The 17,104-nt window shown below is 71.9% G+C and carries 15 protein-coding genes, 1 tRNA gene and 1 pseudogene; 15 read left to right on the top strand and 2 right to left on the bottom strand.

The features are described from left to right. Positions 1-98: 98 nt before the first annotated feature. The 6 genes and pseudogenes from C3E78_RS18750 to C3E78_RS15460 form a co-directional block, all read left to right on the top strand. Positions 99-326, top strand: a pseudogene (locus C3E78_RS18750) (4Fe-4S binding protein); the annotation flags it as partial. Between the two features lie 164 nt (positions 327-490). Then, the gene (locus tag C3E78_RS15480) at positions 491-991 is read left to right on the top strand and encodes an NADH-quinone oxidoreductase subunit J family protein (protein WP_108579921.1); all 501 of its coding nucleotides are present in this window, start codon (positions 491-493) and stop codon (positions 989-991) included. Continuing rightward, positions 991-1,287 carry an NADH-quinone oxidoreductase subunit NuoK gene (nuoK, locus tag C3E78_RS15475; protein ID WP_108579919.1) on the top strand — a complete coding sequence of 99 codons (297 nt, stop codon included), beginning with the start codon at positions 991-993 and terminating at the stop codon, positions 1,285-1,287. Before C3E78_RS15480 ends, nuoK begins: the two co-directional genes overlap by 1 nt. Then, positions 1,284-3,002, top strand: coding sequence for an NADH-quinone oxidoreductase subunit 5 family protein (locus C3E78_RS15470; RefSeq protein ID WP_108579917.1), 1,719 nt, complete (start codon positions 1,284-1,286; stop codon positions 3,000-3,002). Before nuoK ends, C3E78_RS15470 begins: the two co-directional genes overlap by 4 nt. Then, the gene (locus tag C3E78_RS15465) at positions 2,999-4,426 is read left to right on the top strand and encodes a complex I subunit 4 family protein (RefSeq protein ID WP_108579915.1); all 1,428 of its coding nucleotides are present in this window, start codon (positions 2,999-3,001) and stop codon (positions 4,424-4,426) included. Before C3E78_RS15470 ends, C3E78_RS15465 begins: the two co-directional genes overlap by 4 nt. Then, entirely contained in the window at positions 4,423-5,826 is a 1,404-nt protein-coding gene (locus C3E78_RS15460; protein ID WP_108579913.1) for an NADH-quinone oxidoreductase subunit N, read from the top strand. Before C3E78_RS15465 ends, C3E78_RS15460 begins: the two co-directional genes overlap by 4 nt. 8 nt (positions 5,827-5,834) lie before the next feature. Here C3E78_RS15460 and C3E78_RS15455 read toward each other — a convergent pair whose 3' ends face one another. Beyond that, complete coding sequence (locus C3E78_RS15455) at positions 5,835-6,326, bottom strand: YajQ family cyclic di-GMP-binding protein (protein WP_108579911.1); 492 nt, start codon at positions 6,324-6,326, stop codon at positions 5,835-5,837. Between the two features lie 90 nt (positions 6,327-6,416). Here C3E78_RS15455 and C3E78_RS15450 point away from each other — a divergent pair. Then, a tRNA-Tyr gene (locus C3E78_RS15450) sits at positions 6,417-6,498 on the top strand. A 40-nt stretch (positions 6,499-6,538) separates the two neighbouring features. Here the strand turns inward: C3E78_RS15450 and mftR are convergent. After that, on the bottom strand, positions 6,539-7,147 hold the full coding sequence (gene mftR, locus C3E78_RS15445; protein ID WP_108579909.1) for a mycofactocin system transcriptional regulator: 609 nt from the start codon (positions 7,145-7,147) through the stop codon (positions 6,539-6,541). 108 nt (positions 7,148-7,255) lie between these two features. Between mftR and mftA the strand changes: the two genes are divergently transcribed. The 8 genes from mftA (at position 7,256) to C3E78_RS15405 (ending at position 17,080) form a co-directional block, all read left to right on the top strand. Beyond that, entirely contained in the window at positions 7,256-7,363 is a 108-nt protein-coding gene (mftA, locus tag C3E78_RS15440; protein ID WP_108579908.1) for a mycofactocin precursor MftA, read from the top strand. Positions 7,364-7,375: 12 nt separating this feature from the next. Further along, positions 7,376-7,666, top strand: a complete 291-nt coding sequence (mftB, locus tag C3E78_RS15435; RefSeq protein ID WP_108579906.1) for a mycofactocin biosynthesis chaperone MftB — start codon at positions 7,376-7,378, stop codon at positions 7,664-7,666. After that, positions 7,663-8,913, top strand: coding sequence for a mycofactocin radical SAM maturase (gene mftC / locus C3E78_RS15430; protein ID WP_108579904.1), 1,251 nt, complete (start codon positions 7,663-7,665; stop codon positions 8,911-8,913). The genes mftB and mftC overlap by 4 nt, the downstream gene beginning before the upstream one ends. A 19-nt stretch (positions 8,914-8,932) precedes the next feature. Next, entirely contained in the window at positions 8,933-10,180 is a 1,248-nt protein-coding gene (mftD, locus tag C3E78_RS15425; protein WP_108579902.1) for a pre-mycofactocin synthase MftD, read from the top strand. A gap of 1 nt (position 10,181) precedes the next feature. Beyond that, on the top strand, positions 10,182-10,904 hold the full coding sequence (gene mftE, locus C3E78_RS15420) for a mycofactocin biosynthesis peptidyl-dipeptidase MftE (RefSeq protein WP_108579900.1): 723 nt from the start codon (positions 10,182-10,184) through the stop codon (positions 10,902-10,904). Beyond that, positions 10,901-12,298 carry a mycofactocin biosynthesis glycosyltransferase MftF gene (mftF, locus tag C3E78_RS15415; RefSeq protein WP_108579898.1) on the top strand — a complete coding sequence of 466 codons (1,398 nt, stop codon included), beginning with the start codon at positions 10,901-10,903 and terminating at the stop codon, positions 12,296-12,298. Before mftE ends, mftF begins: the two co-directional genes overlap by 4 nt. Further along, a complete protein-coding gene (locus tag C3E78_RS15410) occupies positions 12,295-13,833 on the top strand; it encodes a GMC family oxidoreductase (protein WP_108579895.1) in 1,539 nt (512 codons plus the stop codon). The genes mftF and C3E78_RS15410 overlap by 4 nt, the downstream gene beginning before the upstream one ends. 127 nt (positions 13,834-13,960) lie before the next feature. Continuing rightward, positions 13,961-17,080, top strand: coding sequence for a SpoIIE family protein phosphatase (locus C3E78_RS15405; RefSeq protein ID WP_108579893.1), 3,120 nt, complete (start codon positions 13,961-13,963; stop codon positions 17,078-17,080). The last annotated feature ends 24 nt before the right edge of the window (positions 17,081-17,104 follow it).

Below are 17,104 nucleotides of genomic sequence, written 5' to 3'. Positions count from 1 at the left end.
TGCAGGGGCTCGCCGTCACCTGGCGCAACCTGACGCACCGCAGCGTCACGGCGCACTACCCCGACGTCGAGCCGGAGCTGCCGCCGCGCAGCCGCGGCGTGATCGCGTTGCAGGAGGAGAACTGCACGTCGTGCATGCTGTGCGCCCGCGAGTGCCCGTCGTGGTGCATCACGATCGACTCGCACACCGAGACCGTCCCGGCCACCACTCCCGGCGGGCGCGACCGCAGCCAGAACGTCCTCGACCGCTTCGACATCGACTACTCGATCTGCATGTACTGCTCGATCTGCGTCGAGGTCTGCCCGTTCGACGCGCTGCACTGGTCGCCGGAGTTCGCGTACGCCGAGGGGGACTTGAAGGACCTCACCCACGACATGAATCGCCTGCGCACCTGGATGGACAGCGTCCCGCCGCCGCAGCCCCTCGATCCCGGCGCGGAGCAGGGCAAGGAGCTCGACGCGTACCGGGCGTCGCTGCCGCAGGAGGACGCATGAGCCTGTCCGAGATCGTCTTCCTCGTGCTGGCCGTCGTCGCGGTCGGCTCGGCGCTGCTGTCCATGACCAGTGGCCAGCTGGTGCACTCCGCCCTGTGGCTCGTGGTGACGCTGGGCGCCGTCGCGGGCTGCTTCGTGCTGATGACCGCCGAGTTCGTCGCCTGGGTGCAGGTGCTGGTGTACGTCGGCTCGGTCGTCGTCCTGGTCATCTTCGCCCTGATGCTGACGCGCCAGCCCAGCGGCTCCCGCTCCGCGGAGGTGACGGGCAACCGCTGGATCGCCGCCCTCGTGGGCCTGGTCGCGGCCGTCGGCCTCGGTGCCACGATGGTCGCGGGGTTCCGCGGCGAGGAGATCGAGGGACGCCGCATCGGCACGGCGGGCTCGATCGGGGACGCGTTGTTCAACGACTGGGTCCTGCCGTTCGAGATCCTCAGCGGGGTGCTCCTGGCCGCGCTGATCGGGGCGATCGTGATCTCCCGGTCAGGCTCTGATCGCTGATGCCGCTGCTGTATCCGCTGGTGCTGGCGTCCGCCCTCTTCGGGATCGGCCTGTACGGGGTGCTGGCCCGCCGCAACGCCGTCCTCATGCTGCTCGGGGTCGAGCTGATGCTCAACGCCGTCAACCTCAACCTCGTCGCCTTCGACGCCTGGTTCGCCGACGCGCTGCACTCGGGGCAGGTGCTGACGCTGTTCACCATCACGATCGCGGCGGCGGAGATCGGTCTCGGGCTGGCGATCGTGCTGGCCCTCTTCCGCGCGCTGCGCACTGTCGACGTCGACGAGGTGGGCCGATGAGCCGGGTCGTGGGACGCCACTGGGCGTACGTCGCGCTGACCGCTGCGCTCGCGATCGCCGCCGCGGTCTGGGCGGTCCCGCACGTGGGCGACAGCGGATTCTTCGCGTGGGTCGCGGAGCCGCGTCCGGACGGGCCCCCGCTGCCCTCGCTGTCCCCGGACCTGTTCCTGCTCCCCACCAGCGCCCAGCTGGTCCTGCTGGCCGTCGGCATCGGCCTGCTGGTGCAGATCTACTCGACGGCGTTTCTCGGCCATCATCCCCGGTACCGCTCGTACGCGCTGGTCATCGTCCTGTTCCTGGTCGCGATGCTCGCGGTCGTCGGCACGACGAACCTGTGGGTGCTGCTGGTGGGCTGGGAGGTGATGGGCCTGTGCTCCTACCTGCTGATCGGGCACGAATGGCAGAGCGCCGAGGCCCGCGCCGGGGCCGCGAAGGCGTTCTTGATGACCCGCACCGCGGATCTCGGGCTGGTGCTGGCGATCCTGGTGATCGGGCAGACCTACGGGACGTACGACATCCTGGGCGCGCAGGTGGCCGCCGCCGCGGGCACGCAGAACGCGACCGCGATCGGCCTGCTGCTCCTGGTCGCGGTGATCGGCAAGTCCGCGCAGTTCCCGCTGCACAGCTGGCTGCCCGACGCGATGCCCGGCCCCACGCCGATCACGGCCCTGATCCACGCCGCGACCATGGTCGCCGCGGGCGTCTACCTCGCGGGCCGGCTGTTCTTCCTCTACGCGGACTCGACGGTCGTCCTCACCACGATGGCGGTCGTCGCGGGCATCACGATGCTCCTCGGGGCACTGATGGCCCTCGTGCAGACCGATCTCAAGCGGGCGCTCGCGTGGTCGACCGTCAGCCAGCTCGCCCTCATGCTCGCGGCCGTCGCGGCAGGTGACCCGGACGCCGGCATCAGCCACCTCGTCTCGCACGGCGCGTTCAAGGCGCTGCTGTTCCTCGGGTGCGGCTGCCTGATGGCCGCGGTCGGCTCGAGCGCCCTCGCGGCCATGGGCGGCCTGCGGGCCTCGATGCCGGTCACCTTCTGGACGATGACGATCGGCTTCGCGGCCCTCGCCGGCGTCGTCCCGACGGCCGGCTTCTTCACCAAGGACTCGGTGCTGCACGCGATCGACCGGGCGACCGGCCGGGACGGCGGCCTCGCCGACGGCACCGCGTACGGGCTGCTGGCCGTCGCACTCGTGACGGCCTTCCTCACCGCGGCGTACGCGACCCGGCTGTGGCTCACGGCGTTCTTCGGCAGCGCTCCCGAGGGGCACGCGAAGGGCGAGGCGCCGCGCGCGATGATCGGCCCGCTGGTCGTGCTCGCCGCCGCGACGTTCGCGCTCTCGATCGGGCAGCCCGTCCACCTCGGCATGGGCCTGCTCAGCACGGCGATCGCCGCCGCAGGCATCGGCCTCGTGGTGCTGCTGTGGCGCCGCGGATCGTCCCTCGACCTCGACGTCCGGCCGCTCACCGCGGAGCTCGGGCTGGACCGGCCCTTCTCGCGCTGGATCCCCGCCGCGGTCCGGGGCGTCTCCCGGACCGTCGTCGACCTGGACGACGAGGCGCTCGACGCGTACCCCCGGGCCGGGACGCGACTGGCGGCCGGCACGTCCCGTCTGCTCGAGCTCGCCCAGTCGCGCAACGTGCAGCGCTACGCGACGCTCATGACCGCCGGAGTGCTCCTCCTCGTGGTGATCGGGGTGAGCCGGGCATGATCGTCGCCGCCCTCCTCGTCCCCGCCGTCGTCGGCCTCGCGCTGCTGATCGGCCGCGCACGGGTCTCCGGCCCCGTCGCGGCGTGGCTCGGCGCGGCCGCGATGACCGTGTCATTGGTCCTGTACGCCCTCGTGTGGGAGGGGCGCGACGTGGTGTCGGGCGAGGTCGACGAGCCGTGGATCGAGCCCATCGGCGCGCGCCTGCACCTCGGCGTCACCGCGATCTCGTGGCCGTTCCTGCTCATGACCGCCGGGCTCGGCGTGCTGTGCTGCCTGTGGCTGGTCGCCCGCGACTCCGCACCTGCGCTCGTCGGTCTCGTCCTGGTGATCAGCGCGTCGTCCCTCGGGGTGTTCAGCTCCCTCGACCTGCTGGTGTTCTTCGTCTTCTTCGAGCTCGCGCTCGTCCCGATGTGGTTCGTCATCGCCTGGTGGGGGGACGTGACCCACGGGGCGCAGACGGCGGCGACGCGGTTCCTGCTCTTCACGGTGTCCGGCTCGGGGCTCATCCTGGTCGGCATCGTCGTCATCGGCCTCGACGGCGGTTCGCTGCAGGTCGACGAGGCGATGTCGGGCTCGCTGGCAGCGGCTGTGCTGGTGACCATCGGCTTCGCCGTCAAGACGCCGGTCGTCCCCCTGCACACCTGGCTGCCGGACGCCCACAGCGCGGCGCCCACCGTCGGCTCGGTGCTGCTCGCCGGCGTGTTCCTCAAGCTCGGGACGTACGGACTGATCCTGTTCAGCCCGCTGCTGACGCGGTTCGCCGACGTCGCGCCCTACCTCGCGGTCGCCGGTGCGATCGGCGTGGTCTGGGCCGCGCTGGCCTGCTACGCGCAGGACGACCTCAAGCGCCTGATCGCGTACTCCAGCATCGGTCACATGGGATTCGTGGTGATCGCGATCTCGACGCAGAGCCGGGTCGGTCTCGCGGCTGCGGTGATCGGCTCGGTCGCTCACGGCGTGATCAGCGCGCTGCTGTTCTTCACGGCCGGGTCGCTGAAGGACCGGTTCGGAACCGCGTCGATGGCCGCGATCGGCCGTGGGCTCTACGCGCGCACGCCGTGGCTCGCGGTCACCTTCGTCCTCGCCGCCGTGGCCGGTCTCGGCCTGCCGGGTCTCGCCGCGTTCTGGGGCGAGGTGCTGTCGCTGCGCGCGGCGTACGAGATCGGCGACGTGCTGACCAGGCCGGTCGCGTGGACGGCCCTGGGCCTGGCGGTGCTGGGCATCGCGCTGACGACCGCCTACTTCGTGCGGGCCGTCCGGCTGCTGGCACAGGGCGAGCCCGTGCCGCACGCCGGCGACCGCGACCTCGACCGGCGGGAGCTCGTCGTGCTCGGCACGCTCGTCGTCGCCGCGCTGGTGCTGGGCCTGTGGCCCGATCCCGTCCTTGACCTGTTCGATCCCCTCACGAGGTCCTTCGCCCGATGAACATCCCTGTCGACTGGAATCTCGTCGCCCCCGCCGTGGTCGTCATGGCCGGTGCCCTCGTGGCGCTGCTCGTCGACGCGTTCTACCCGCGGCGCACCTGGAACGGCCCGGAGCTGCCGGCAGGGGTCGCGCTCATCGGTGCCGGGGTGCTCGCGCACACGTACCGCGACGACACGGGCAGGTACACGTTCGCGCTGACGGCGATCATCCTGGTGGGCACGCTGTTCGTGCTCGTGGCCTCGAACATCATGAACTTCGAGACCGCGATGCCACCGGGGGAGTTCCACTTCCTCCTGATGAGCGCTGCCGCGGGAGCGGTGCTGATGGTGACCGCGCGCGACCTCGTGACCCTCGTCGTCTCGCTGGAGCTGCTGTCCCTGCCCTCGATCGCCCTGGTGGGCCTGCGCCAGGGGGACCGGGTCGCGATCCGGTCGGCGTGGACGTTCTTCCTTGCCTCGGTCGTCTCGACGGCCATCACGCTCATGGGCATCTCGTTGCTGTACGGCGTGACCGGGTCCCTCGACTACGACGCGATCCGCGGCGCGCTGGCGCAGCCCGACGTGCCGGAGGGCGTCGTCGCGGTGGCGGTCGTCCTGACGCTCGTCGGGCTGCTGTTCAAGCTCGGCGCGGTGCCGTTCCACGCGTGGGTCCCCGACGCGTACGGCGGGGCGTCCGTCATGGTCGCGGGCTTCCTCTCGACGGTCTCGAAGGCCGCCGCGGTCGGCTCGCTGCTGATCCTGGTCAACGTGGCGCTCCCGGTCGCGTACGAGACGTGGCAGCCGGTGCTGGCCGTCGTGGCCGCCGCGACGATGACGATCGGCAACCTGGGCGCCCTGCGCCAGAGCGACGCGGTCGGCCTCCTGGCCTGGTCGTCGATCGCCCAGGCCGGGTTCCTGGTCGCCCCGTCGGTCGCGGTCCTCACCCTCGAGGGGCTCAGCGCGCCGGTGCAGTACCTCGCGGTCTACGCCCTGGCCAACCTCGTCGCGTTCGCCGCGTTGTCGGTCGTGCTGCGGCTGCGGGGGAGCACCCGGCTCGACGAGCTCAAGGGCCTGGCGCGCACCGACCCGTGGATGGGCATCCCGCTGGTCGTCGCGACGCTGGTGCTGGCCGGCTTCCCGCCCGCGGTCATCGGCGTCGTGACCAAGTACGTCGTGATCCGGCCGGTCGTCGAGTCAGAGCACGTCTGGCTCGCGGTCGTCATGGGCATCAACGTGATGCTGGGTCTCGCGTACTACCTGCGCCTGGTCGTGCGGCTCTGCGACCGACCCGACGGCGAGCCGTACGTCAGCCCGTCCCCGCCGGTGTCGGTGCGCTTCGCCAAGTCGACGGTGCTGCTGGGCACCGCGGCGCTGCTGGTCCTCAGCGCCTGGCCCGACCTCCTGCTGCGCCACCTGCCCTGAGCGTGGGCTCAGCGGTAGTTCGTGAACTGCACGGCGAAGTCGAGGTCGGCGCCCTTGAGGAGCTGCTGGACCTCCTGGAGGTCGTCGCGCTTCTTGCTGGTGACCCGCAGCTCGTCGCCCTGGATCTGGACCTTCACGCCCTTGGGTCCCTCGTCGCGGATGAGCTTGGAGACCTTCTTGGCCTGCTCCTGGCTGATGCCCTCGCCGAGGTCGCAGTTGATCTTGACGTCCTTGCCCGACTGGCGGGGCTCACCCTCCTCCAGCGCCTTGAGCGAGATGCCGCGCTTGATGAGCTTGTCCTTGAACACGTCGAGCACGGCGAGCGCTCGCTCGTCGGCGTTCGCGGTGATCTCGATGCCCCACTCGCCGCTCCACTTGATCTCGGCGCCCGTGCCCTTGAAGTCGTACCGGGTCGCGATCTCCTTGACCGCCTGGTTGAGCGCGTTGTCCGCTTCCTGCCGGTCGATCTTGCTCACGATGTCGAAGGACGAGTCGGCCATGGGGTGCTCCTGAGGCGTTGCGGCGGGTCTGATTTCTCTCAGACTAAACGCCTGCGATAGTGTTGCTTGTCGTTGCCCCGGCAACACCCCGGCAGGTTGCCCGAGTGGCCAAAGGGATCTGACTGTAAATCAGACGGCTCAGCCTACAGAGGTTCGAACCCTCTACCTGCCACAGCACGAAACTCAGGCCCTGACCAGCACAGACGTGCCGGTCAGGGCCTGAGTCGTTCGCTCCCGGCGTACGTCCGCAGCAGGCTCAGCCCCTGGTCGAGCAGGTCGGTCAGCGAGCTGGCCGGCTCGTCGAGCCACTGCTCGTACGCCGCGACGGACAGCGCGAGGCTGACGTGGCCGACGAGGCGCGGGAGCTGGCCGTCCGGCTCCAACGAGAGCCGCTGCGCCACGAACTCGGCGATCACGCGGCGCCAGGCCTCGTACTTGATGGCCGAGTGGGCCTGGAGGGCCGGCGTCGTGAGGATGAGGCGCATGCGGAAGCGGTGCTGGTCGAGCGCGGCGTCGTCGAACCTGTTGAACGCGACCACGCCGTCGTGGACGGCGTCGGCGAGCGGGACGTCCGCAGGGACCGCGGCGAGCTGGCGGCGGAAGTACTCGAGGCTCTCGTCGAACTGCCCCCACGGGATGTCGTTCTTGGAGGGGAAGTAGCGAAAGAGGGTCCGGCGTCCGACCCCCACGGCGCGGGCGATGTCCTCCATCGTCGTCTCGTCGAAGCCCTGCTCGGCGAACAGTGCGAACGCCGCGCGCTCGATCGCCGCGTGGTCGGTGGCCGAGGGGCGACCCTGGGCGCGCGCAGAACTGGCTGTCATGACGCGAGGAACGTAGCAGTTTTGTCAACACCCTTTCTTTTTGGCGTTGAGTGCCATTACTGTGGTCTCACGTCACAGGAGGCTGTGACCCCGACCACAGGAGGAACCATGGACCAGACCCCGACCGTCGACGTCGTCGACACCGAGGCCACGCCCGTCACCGCCGAGTCGCTCATCGAGGAAGTCTCGATCGACGGCATGTGCGGCGTCTACTGAGTCGAGCGACAGATGACCGAGATGTTGGACGAGGCGTGGAACCTGTCACCGGCCGTCGCGCTGCGGCCTGAGCCCTTCGGCGCGATGGCGTACCACTTCGGCAACCGCAAGCTGACCTTCCTCAAGCGCATGCAGCTCGTCGAGGTCGTTCGCGGCCTCGCCGGCCAGCCCGACGTCCGGTCGACCCTGCAGGTCGTCGGCGTGCCCGAGTCGCAGTGGCCCGGGTACGTCGACGCCCTGCGGGGCCTCGCCGCCACCGACATGATCCGCCCCCGCACCACGAGCACAGAGGCCGTCGCATGACCATCCTGGAAACCCGTCCTGTCGTCGCCCGCCCCGAGGGCGGCACGTTGATCGAGCAGTTCGAGCTGGGTCTCGACGCGCCGATCTGCCTGACCTGGGAGCTCACCTACGCCTGCAACCTGGAGTGCGCGCACTGCCTGTCGTCCTCGGGCCGCCGCGACCCGCGCGAGCTGACCACCGAGCAGTGCAAGGCCGTCATCGACGAGCTGCAGCGCATGCAGGTGTTCTACGTCAACATCGGTGGTGGCGAGCCCACGATCCGTCCTGACTTCTGGGAGCTGCTCGACTACGCCGTCTCGCACGACGTCGGCGTGAAGTTCTCGACCAACGGCGTCCGGCTCAACCCCGAGCGCGCCCGCTTCCTCGCGAGCACCGACTACGTCGACGTGCAGATCTCGCTCGACGGCGCGACCGCCGAGGTGAACGACTACGTCCGCGGCCCCGGCTCGTACGACACCGCGATCACCGCGCTGAAGAACCTGCAGGACGCCGGCTTCAAGGACGCCAAGATCTCGGTCGTCTGCACGCGACAGAACATCGGCCAGCTCGACGAGTTCAAGGCCATCGCCGACCAGTACGGCGCGACGCTGCGCCTGACGCGGCTGCGTCCCTCGGGCCGCGGCGCCGACGTCTGGGACGAGCTGCACCCGCTGCCCGAGCAGCAGCGCGAGCTCTACGACTGGCTGATGGCCAACGGCGAGAAGGTGCTGACCGGCGACTCGTTCTTCCACCTGTCGGCGTTCGGCGAGGCTGACGGCGGCGGCGCCCTGCCCGGCCTCAACCTGTGCGGTGCCGGCCGGGTGGTGTGCCTGATCGACCCGATCGGCGACGTGTACGCGTGCCCGTTCGCGATCCACGAGAACTTCCTGGCCGGCAACATCCTGGCCGACGGTGGCTTCGAGAACGTGTGGCAGATGTCCGAGCTGTTCAACGACCTGCGCGCGCCGCAGACCTCGGGCGCGTGCACCAAGTGCGCGTTCTTCGACGCCTGCCGCGGCGGCTGCATGGCCGCGAAGTTCTTCACCGGCCTGCCGCTCGACGGACCCGACCCCGAGTGCGTCCAGGGCTACGGCGAGACGGCGCTGGCGTCGGGGGAGCGGATCATCCCGCTCCAGGGCCAGGACCACTCCAAGAAGAACCCGACGCGCAACCAGCCCGTCATGCTCACGCTGTCCCGCCGGGACGATCTCCAGGCGCCGCCGGTCTCGGCCTGCGCCGAGAACCCCCTCGCCGGCTTCACCCTCTGACGAAACGAGAACCTGCACCATGTCGAAGAATCCCTGGGCCCAGAACCCCTGGTTCGAGTCCGTCGCCGTCGCCCAGCGTCGCGCCAAGAAGCGTCTGCCGTCCTCGGTGTACGGCGCCCTCGTCGCCGGCTCCGAGCGCGGCCAGTCCACCGCCGACAACGAGGCCGCGTTCATGGAGCTCGGCTTCGCCCCGCACGTCGCGGGGCACCGTCCCGAGCGCTCGATGAGCACGACCGTGATGGGTCAGGACGTCTCCCTGCCCGTCATCATCTCGCCCACGGGCGTCCAGGCCGTCCACCCCGAGGGAGAGGTCGCCGTCGCCAAGGCCGCGGCGTCCCGCGGGACGGTCATGAGCCTGTCCAACTTCGCGAGCAAGTCGATCGAGGAGGTCACGGCGGTCGCGCCCAGCACCTTCTTCCAGATGTACTGGACCGGTGACCGCGACGTCATGATCCAGCGCATGCAGCGTGCGCACGCCGCCGGAGCGGTCGGACTCATCGCGACCCTCGACTGGTCGTTCTCGATGGGCCGCGACTGGGGCAGCCCCGAGATCCCCGAGAAGGTCGACTTCAAGACCGCCCTCAAGTTCGCCCCGCAGGTCGTCCGCAAGCCGCGCTGGCTGAAGTCGTTCGCGACCAACCTGCCCGACCTGACCGCGCCCAACCTGGCCGCGCCCGGCGAGCAGAAGGGCCCCACGTTCTTCGGTGCCTACTACGAGTGGATGACCACGCCGCCCCCGACGTGGGACGACGTGGAGTGGATGCGCGAGCAGTGGCACCAGCTCAGCGGCAAGCCGTTCATGCTCAAGGGCGTCTGCCGCGTGGACGACGCCCGGCGCGCGGTGGACGCAGGGGTCACGGCGATCTCGGTGTCCAACCACGGCGGCAACAACCTCGACGGCACGCCGGCCCCGATCCGCACGCTGCCGGCGATCGCCGACGCGGTCGGTGACGAGATCGAGGTCCTCCTCGACGGCGGCATCCGCCGCGGCAGCGACGTGGTGAAGGCGGTCGCGATGGGCGCCCGCGCGGTGATGATCGGGCGCGCGTACCTCTGGGGCCTCGCGGCCAACGGCGAGCAGGGCGTCGGCAACGTCATCGACATCCTGCGCGGCGGCGTCGACTCCGCCCTGCTGGGCATGGGTCTGTCGTCGATCGACGAGCTCAGCCGCGACCACCTCGTCATCCCGGACGGCTTCGAGCGCCGCCTCGGCTCGGCCGGACCGGCCGCCGTGGCGTCCGACGTCGCGTCCCAGGCGACGGCCTGACATGAGTGCACCGCTCGCCGATGCGACCTGGACCGAGATCGGTCCGGCACCGCTCGTGCTCGTCCCGGTCGGGTCGATCGAGCAGCACGGGCCGCACCTGCCGCTCGACACGGACACCGCCATCGCGGTGGCGGTGTCCGACGCGGTGGCGGACGCCCTCGGAGGTGACGTGCTCGTCGCTCCGCCCGTCTCGTACGGGGCCAGCGGCGAGCACCAGTCCTTCGCCGGGACCTGCTCGATCGGCTCCGAGGCGCTGCACGGCTTCGTCATCGAGCTGGTCCGGTCCATGAGCACCTGGGCGGGACGGATCGTGTTCGTCAACGCGCACGGCGGCAACGTCTCCTCGCTCGCGAAGGCGACGTTCCAGATGATCGCCGAGGAGCACGACGTCGCCTGGGTCCCGTGCGCGACGGAGGAGGTCGACCTCCACGCGGGCATCACCGAGACGTCGCTGATGCTGCACCTTCGTCCGGGCTCGGTGCGGCTGGACCGGGCGGAGGCGGGGGAGACCCGCCCCCTGGCCGACATCCTGCCGCTCATGATGGCCGGCGGCATCGGCGCCGTCTCGCCGAACGGCGTGCTGGGCGACCCGGCCGGAGCCTCGGCCGAGCAGGGCGCGGCGACGTTGGCGGTGATGATGGACGACATCGTCCAGCGGATCCGCCACGCCGAGACGAACGCGCGCGGCATGCTGCTCCAGCCCTCGACCGCCCCAGCGCGGTGACGCCCGGCGCCACCGCGCTGCCCGACGGGTTCGCCGTCCGTCTCCACGACGACGTCGAGCTGGGCCCGGTGGTGCCGGCCGGCTGGCGCTTCCTGCGGCTGTCCGCCACGGCCCGGTCGCTGCTGGCCGACCGCTCGCTGGTGGTCTCCTCGCCGGTCACCGCGATGCTCGCGGCGCGCCTGCTCGACCTCGACCTGGCGGACCCGGTGCCGGACGTCGGCGCTGCGCCGGGCCCGGACTCGGTGACGGTGGTGGTGCCCGTCAAGGACAACGCCAGGGGTGTGGACCGCCTGCTGACGTCGCTGTCGGGGCACGTCGCGTGTGTCGTCGTCGACGACGGGTCGGCCGATCCGCGGGCCCTGGCCCAGGTGGTGGAGCGGCACGGTGCAGCGCTGGTGCGGCTGGACCGCAACGTGGGCCCCGCCGCCGCACGGGACGCCGGGCTGCGCTCGGTCCGGACGCCGTTGGTCGCCTTCGTCGACTCCGACGTGGAGGTCGCGCCGTCGGCGCTCGGGCAGCTGGCCGCCCACTTCGCCGATCCTGGCCTGGCCGCTGCCGCGCCGCGCATCCGGTCGCACGGTGGCACGCGGTGGTTCGAGCGGTACGACGACGCCATGGGGTCGCTCGATCTCGGTCCCCGGTCCGCGACCGTCCGCCCGTGGTCGCCCGTCGCGTACGTCCCCAGCGCGTGCCTGGTCGCGAGGGTCGAGCTGCTCGGCGACGGATTCGACCCGCGGCTGCGCTGCGGCGAGGACGTGGATCTCGTCTGGCGGCTGCACGACGCCGGGCACCGGGTCCGCTACGTCGCGGAGGTCGAGGTGGGCCACGAGGTGCGGCGCACCGTGAGGAGCTGGCTCGGCCGCAAGGCCTTCTACGGCACGTCCGCCGCCCTGCTGGCGCAGCGGCACGGTGACAAGGTGGCGCCCGCGATCCTGTCCCCGACCAGCACCCTGACGGTCGCCGGCGTCCTGCTGCAGCGCCGGTGGTCGTGGGCGATCGCCGCCGGGCTCAGCGCGTGGACCCTCCACGACGCCGGCCGGCGGCTCCCCGAGCTCTCCTTCCAGCAGCGTCTCGGCCTCGCGCGCACCGCGGACGTCGCCCTGGCGAAGCAGGCGTCGGGTCTTGCCCTGCGGCACTGGTGGCCGGTCACGGCCGTCCTGGCCGTCGTCTCGCCGCGTGCCCGCCGCGCGGTCGCCGTGATGGTGCTCGCCGACGGGGTGGCCACCCACCGGTCGTCGGGGACGGACCTGGACGTCCTGCGGTTCACGCTGGCCCGGCGCGCCGACGACCTGGCCTACGGTGCGGGCGTGTGGTGGGGGGCCGTGCGTGAGCGCTCGGTGGCGTGCCTGCTGCCGCGTCGGGACTCCGTCGTCCGTGGAGGTCCTGGCAGGTGATCGCGGACTACCTGGTCGTGGGGGCCGGCGCCGCCGGCTGCGCGCTGGCGGGCCGCCTGGCGGCGGAGCCGGGGGTGTCGGTCCTGCTGGTCGAGCACGGCGGACCGGCGCGCAACCCGCTGATCGCCGTCCCTCGCGCCTTCTACGTCACGCTCCGCTCGAAGACCTACACCCACCGGTACCCGACGCGGGCCGTCGCGGGTGGCGACGCCGAGGTCTGGATGCGCGGACGCGGGGTCGGCGGCTCGACGCTGGTCAACGGGATGATGTGGGTCCGTGGCTCCCGGGCCGACGCCGACGCGCTGGCGGCGGCGGGCAACCCGGGCTGGGACGCGCGGGCGTTCGCGGACGCGTACGCATCGCTCGAGCGGCGGCTGGGGGTCTCGGTCCCGACAGAGGGCGACGACGTGACCGAGGCGCTCTTCTCGTCCGCCGCCTCGCTCGGGCTGCGACGCACCGACGACGTCAACGCTGCCGACGACGAGCGCATCGGCTTCACGCCGGCCACGATCCGGGACGGCCGCCGCGTCACCGCGGCCGCGCTCCTCCGCCCGTCCGGCCGCCAGGGCAGCCTGACGGTCCTGACCCGTGCCCGGGTCGACCGGGTGCTGCTCGACGGGACCCGCGCCGTGGGCGTGCTCGTCGAACGGCGCGGTCGCATGATCGAGGTGCGTGCCCGGCGGGAGGTGCTCGTGGCAGCCGGCGCGGTCGAGAGCCCGTTGCTGCTCGAGCGCTCCGGGATCGGTCGCCCGGACGTCCTCACGGCAGCCGGGGTGACGCCGGTGGTCGAGAGCTCGAACGTGGGCGAGCGGATGATCGAGCAGCGCGCCGTGAGCATGCAGGTCCGCTTCCGCGATCGCCGCGGTCCGACCGAGCGGCTCAACACCCGGCCGAAGCAGCTGGTCGAGGGCGCCCGCTACCTGGCCACCCGTCGCGGACCGGTGGCGACCAGCGGGTACGACGTGGTGAGCGTGTTCCGGTCCTCGCCCGCCGTGGACCGCCCCGACGTCCAGGGCGTCTGGGTGCCCATGGCGCTCGACGAGACGTCTGCGCGCATGCAGCTGGCGCCGTACTCGGGGATGTTGTTCACCGGCTACGCAGTGCGGCCGACCACCCCCTCGAGCGTCCACCTGGGCGCAGACGCCGTCCCGGTGGTCGCGCCGCGTTATCTCGAGCACGAGGCGGAGCGGGCCGCGACCGGCTCGATCCTCGAGCACGCTCGCCGCGTCGTGGCCACGGGACCGCTCGCCGACCTCGTGGCGGACGAGGTGTTCCCCGGCCCCACGGTGGCGACGCCCGAGGACGTCGTCGGCTATGCGCTGCGATCCGGGGGCGGGATCTACCACGCGGTCGGCTCGTGCGCGATGGGCCCGGCGGACGACGACGTCGTCGACCACCGGTTGCGCGTCCGGGGGACGGACGGGCTCCGGGTGGTCGACGCCTCGGTCCTGCCGCGGCAGCTGTCCGGCAGCTCCGCGGCGCCGGTCACCGCCGTGGGCTGGATCGCCGGCGGCATGGTCCTCGGCGACTCATGAGCCGCGGGGGGCGTTAGGATTCTGGGGACTTGAGCCGCATGTGTCGCTCCGGGCAAGAGCTGTGAAAGGTGAGCGGCATGTGGGTGGAGATCGCGGCGTCGTACGAGACCGCAGCGGGGGTGCTCCGGTGACCACCGACAGCGCCAACCCGTTCGCGGGGCTGCGCGGCGACACCGGCGCGAGGGACGACCTCGTCCGTCAGCTGACGGCTGCGGCGGGCGACCAGACCGCCCTGGCCCAGGTGGCGGCGCTCGCGGCCCGGCTGCTCGACACGCCGTCGGCGCACGTGTCGCTGATCTCGGACGTGCAGACCATCGTCGGCGGCGTGGGGGCCTCGCTCGACGACGTCGGTGTGGAGACCCCGGCGGACGGCGCGGTGTGCGCCGTCACCGCCGGCGGCGGAGTCCCGATGATGGTCTTCGACGCGCTGGACGACGACCGGCTGCGCGACCTCGCCGCGGTGCGGGCCGGCAACCTGCGTTCCTACCTCGGCGTGCCGCTCGTGGTGCGGGACCAGCCGGTCGGCGTGCTGTGCGTCTACGGCCCGGGTCCGCGCGAGTGGTCCGACCAGGACCTGCAGCTGTTGGAACAGCTCGGGACGTCCGCGGTCACCGAGCTGCAGCTCGCGGTGCTCTCCGACGAGCACGAGGACGAGCGGCTGGTCTGGCAGCTCGCGGTCGACGCGGCCGGCGTCGGCGCGTTCGACTGGAGCATCGGCACCGGTGAGGTGCGGTGGGACGACCGGATCCGCGAGCTCTTCGGCCTGGGCGACGAGGTCTTCGGGGCCGACGTCGAGTCCTTCCACCAGCTGGTCCACCCCGACGACAGTGCCCGCGTGGCGGACGCGCTCACGACGGCCGTCGAGACCTGCGGCACGTACGCCGCCGAGTACCGGGTCGTGCTGCCCGACGGCGTCGTCCGGTGGGTGACCGCCCGTGGCCGTGCTCTGGCGGGTCCGCACGGTGCGGCGGTGCGCCTGCTCGGGGCGGCGTACGACACGACGGCGGTCCAGGAGGGGGAGGCCCGCGTCGCCCGGCTGCTGGAGGCCATGCCCATGGCGTTCTTCCAGCTCGACCCCCAGTGGCGCTTCACGTTCCTCAACTCCGAGGCGCACCGGCTGCTCGGCGGCATCGGCTCGCCGATCGTCGGCGACGTGATCTGGGACCTGTTCCCCGACGCGGTCGACAGCGACTTCGAGGCGCACTACCGCGGAGCGGTCGAGACGGGCGAGCCGGTCGAGTTCGAGGCGTACTACCCGCCCCCGCTCGACCGCTGGTACGAGGTGCGGGGATGGCCCGCGCCGGACGGGCTGGCCGTCTACTTCGTCGACGTGACCGAGCGCCGGCGTGCGCAGGAACGGGCCGAGAGCGCCGCCGAACGGGCGAGGCTGCTGTCGAGCATCACGGACGTCCTGACCGGCACCCTCGACGAGGAGCTCGCCGTGGCCCACCTCGCGGAGGTCGTGGTGGGTCCGTGGGCGGACTGGAGTGCCGTCACGCTGATCGACTACTCGACTCCGCACGTGTCTGCCGGGACGGGGTCGGCCGAGGGCCGCGACGTCTGGCGCCGCGGGCTGCGCGACGTCGCCGGCTGGCACGCGGACCCCGCGTACCGTCCGCTGGTCGACCGGTACCTCGAGCTGCGCATCCCCTCGCTCAGCGACGACTCGTTCCTGGCCCAGGCCGTCCGGGACAACCGTCCGGTCTTCGTCGACCAGGACGCGGCGCGCGCGATCTCCGCGGTCCTGGAGCCGGGCGAGGCGCGGGAGGTCTTCCAGCGGCTCGACCCCACGTCGACGCTCGTCCTGCCGCTGCGTGGCCGCGAACGCACGATCGGCCTGCTGACGGTTTTCCGCGGCGCGGGCAGCATCGGCTTCACGGGCGCCGACATCGCCGATCTCGTCGACGTCGCGAGCCGGGCCGGGGTGGCCCTGGACAACGTCCGGCTGTACGCCGAGCAGCGCGACCTCGCCGAGGGCCTGCAGCGCAGCCTCATGACCGCGCCGCCGGAGCCGGACCACCTGCACGTGTCGGTCCGGTACGAGCCGTCGGCGGAGGTGGCCCAGGTCGGCGGCGACTGGTACGACGCGTTCCTGCAGACCGACGGCGCCACCAACATCGTCATCGGTGACGTCGTGGGTCATGACACGGCCGCGGCGGCCGCGATGGGGCAGGTCCGTGGTCTGCTCCGGGGGATCGCCGTGACGACCGGTGCCGGCCCGGCGGAGGTCCTGCAACGGGTGGACGAGGCCGTGCAGACCCTGCAGATCGAGACCATGGCGACCGCCGTCGTCGCGCGCCTGGAGCAGACCCCCGAGGAGCGGGACGCCGGTGTGACCAGGCTCCGGTGGTCCAACGCAGGTCATCCGCCGCCGCTCATCGCGGTGCATCCCGAGGCGCCGGAGACCCCGGAGACCACGGACCGCGTGACGTCGGTCGATCCCCGCGACGTGACGGTCACGGCGCTGTGGCCGGACCGGGCCGACCTGCTGCTCGGTCTGGTGCCGGAGACGTCACGCACCGAGTCGGTGCTGGAGCTCTCCCGAGGCTGCACGGTCCTGCTCTACACCGACGGCCTGGTCGAGCGCCGCGGCCAGAGCCTGGACGACGGGGTGGCCCAGCTCCAGGCCGTCCTCGCCGAGCTCATCGCCGCAGGCCTGGACCAGGACGAGCTGTGCGACCAGCTGCTCGCCCGGATGCTCCCCGAGCAGCCGGAGGACGACGTCGCGCTCGTCGCCGTCCGGCTGCACCCCCAGGACCGGCCGCGCCCTGCGGCCGCCGGACCGGAGAGCGTCCCGGACAACGTCGTCGAGCAGGCGTGCTCGGTGCCCGCACCCCACACGCATGCCGACGACGACCCCCGCACGAGCCTGCGGCTGCCGTTCGACGCCACGAGCGCCGGGGTCGCGCGACGCCGGCTGGTGGACGAGCTCGAGGGTCTCGGCTTCGGCGAGTCCTTCGTCATCGACGCCGAGCTCGTGCTCGGGGAGCTCGCCGCCAACGGACTGGAGCACGGCCGGCCGAGCGGCGACGACACCCTCGACGTCTCCTGGTGCATCGCCGACGACGTGCTGCGCATCAGCGTCTGCGACGGCGGGAAGTCCGCCGAGCTGCAGGCGCTGGAGCTCACGCGCGCGGGGGTGCGCGGCAGGGGACTGGCCATCGTGGACCAGCTGTGCGACGCGTGGACGGTCGACGACCAGCAGGGACTGCGGGTGACGGCCGAGCTGAGGCGACCATTAGACTGAGACCCCCCGGCCCCCTCTGGAGGA

Source organism: Aeromicrobium chenweiae, assembly GCF_003065605.1.
GTDB lineage: Bacteria > Actinomycetota > Actinomycetes > Propionibacteriales > Nocardioidaceae > Aeromicrobium > Aeromicrobium chenweiae.
Note: the sequence above shows the minus strand (reverse complement) of the source record. Positions and strands in the feature narration are given on the sequence as shown.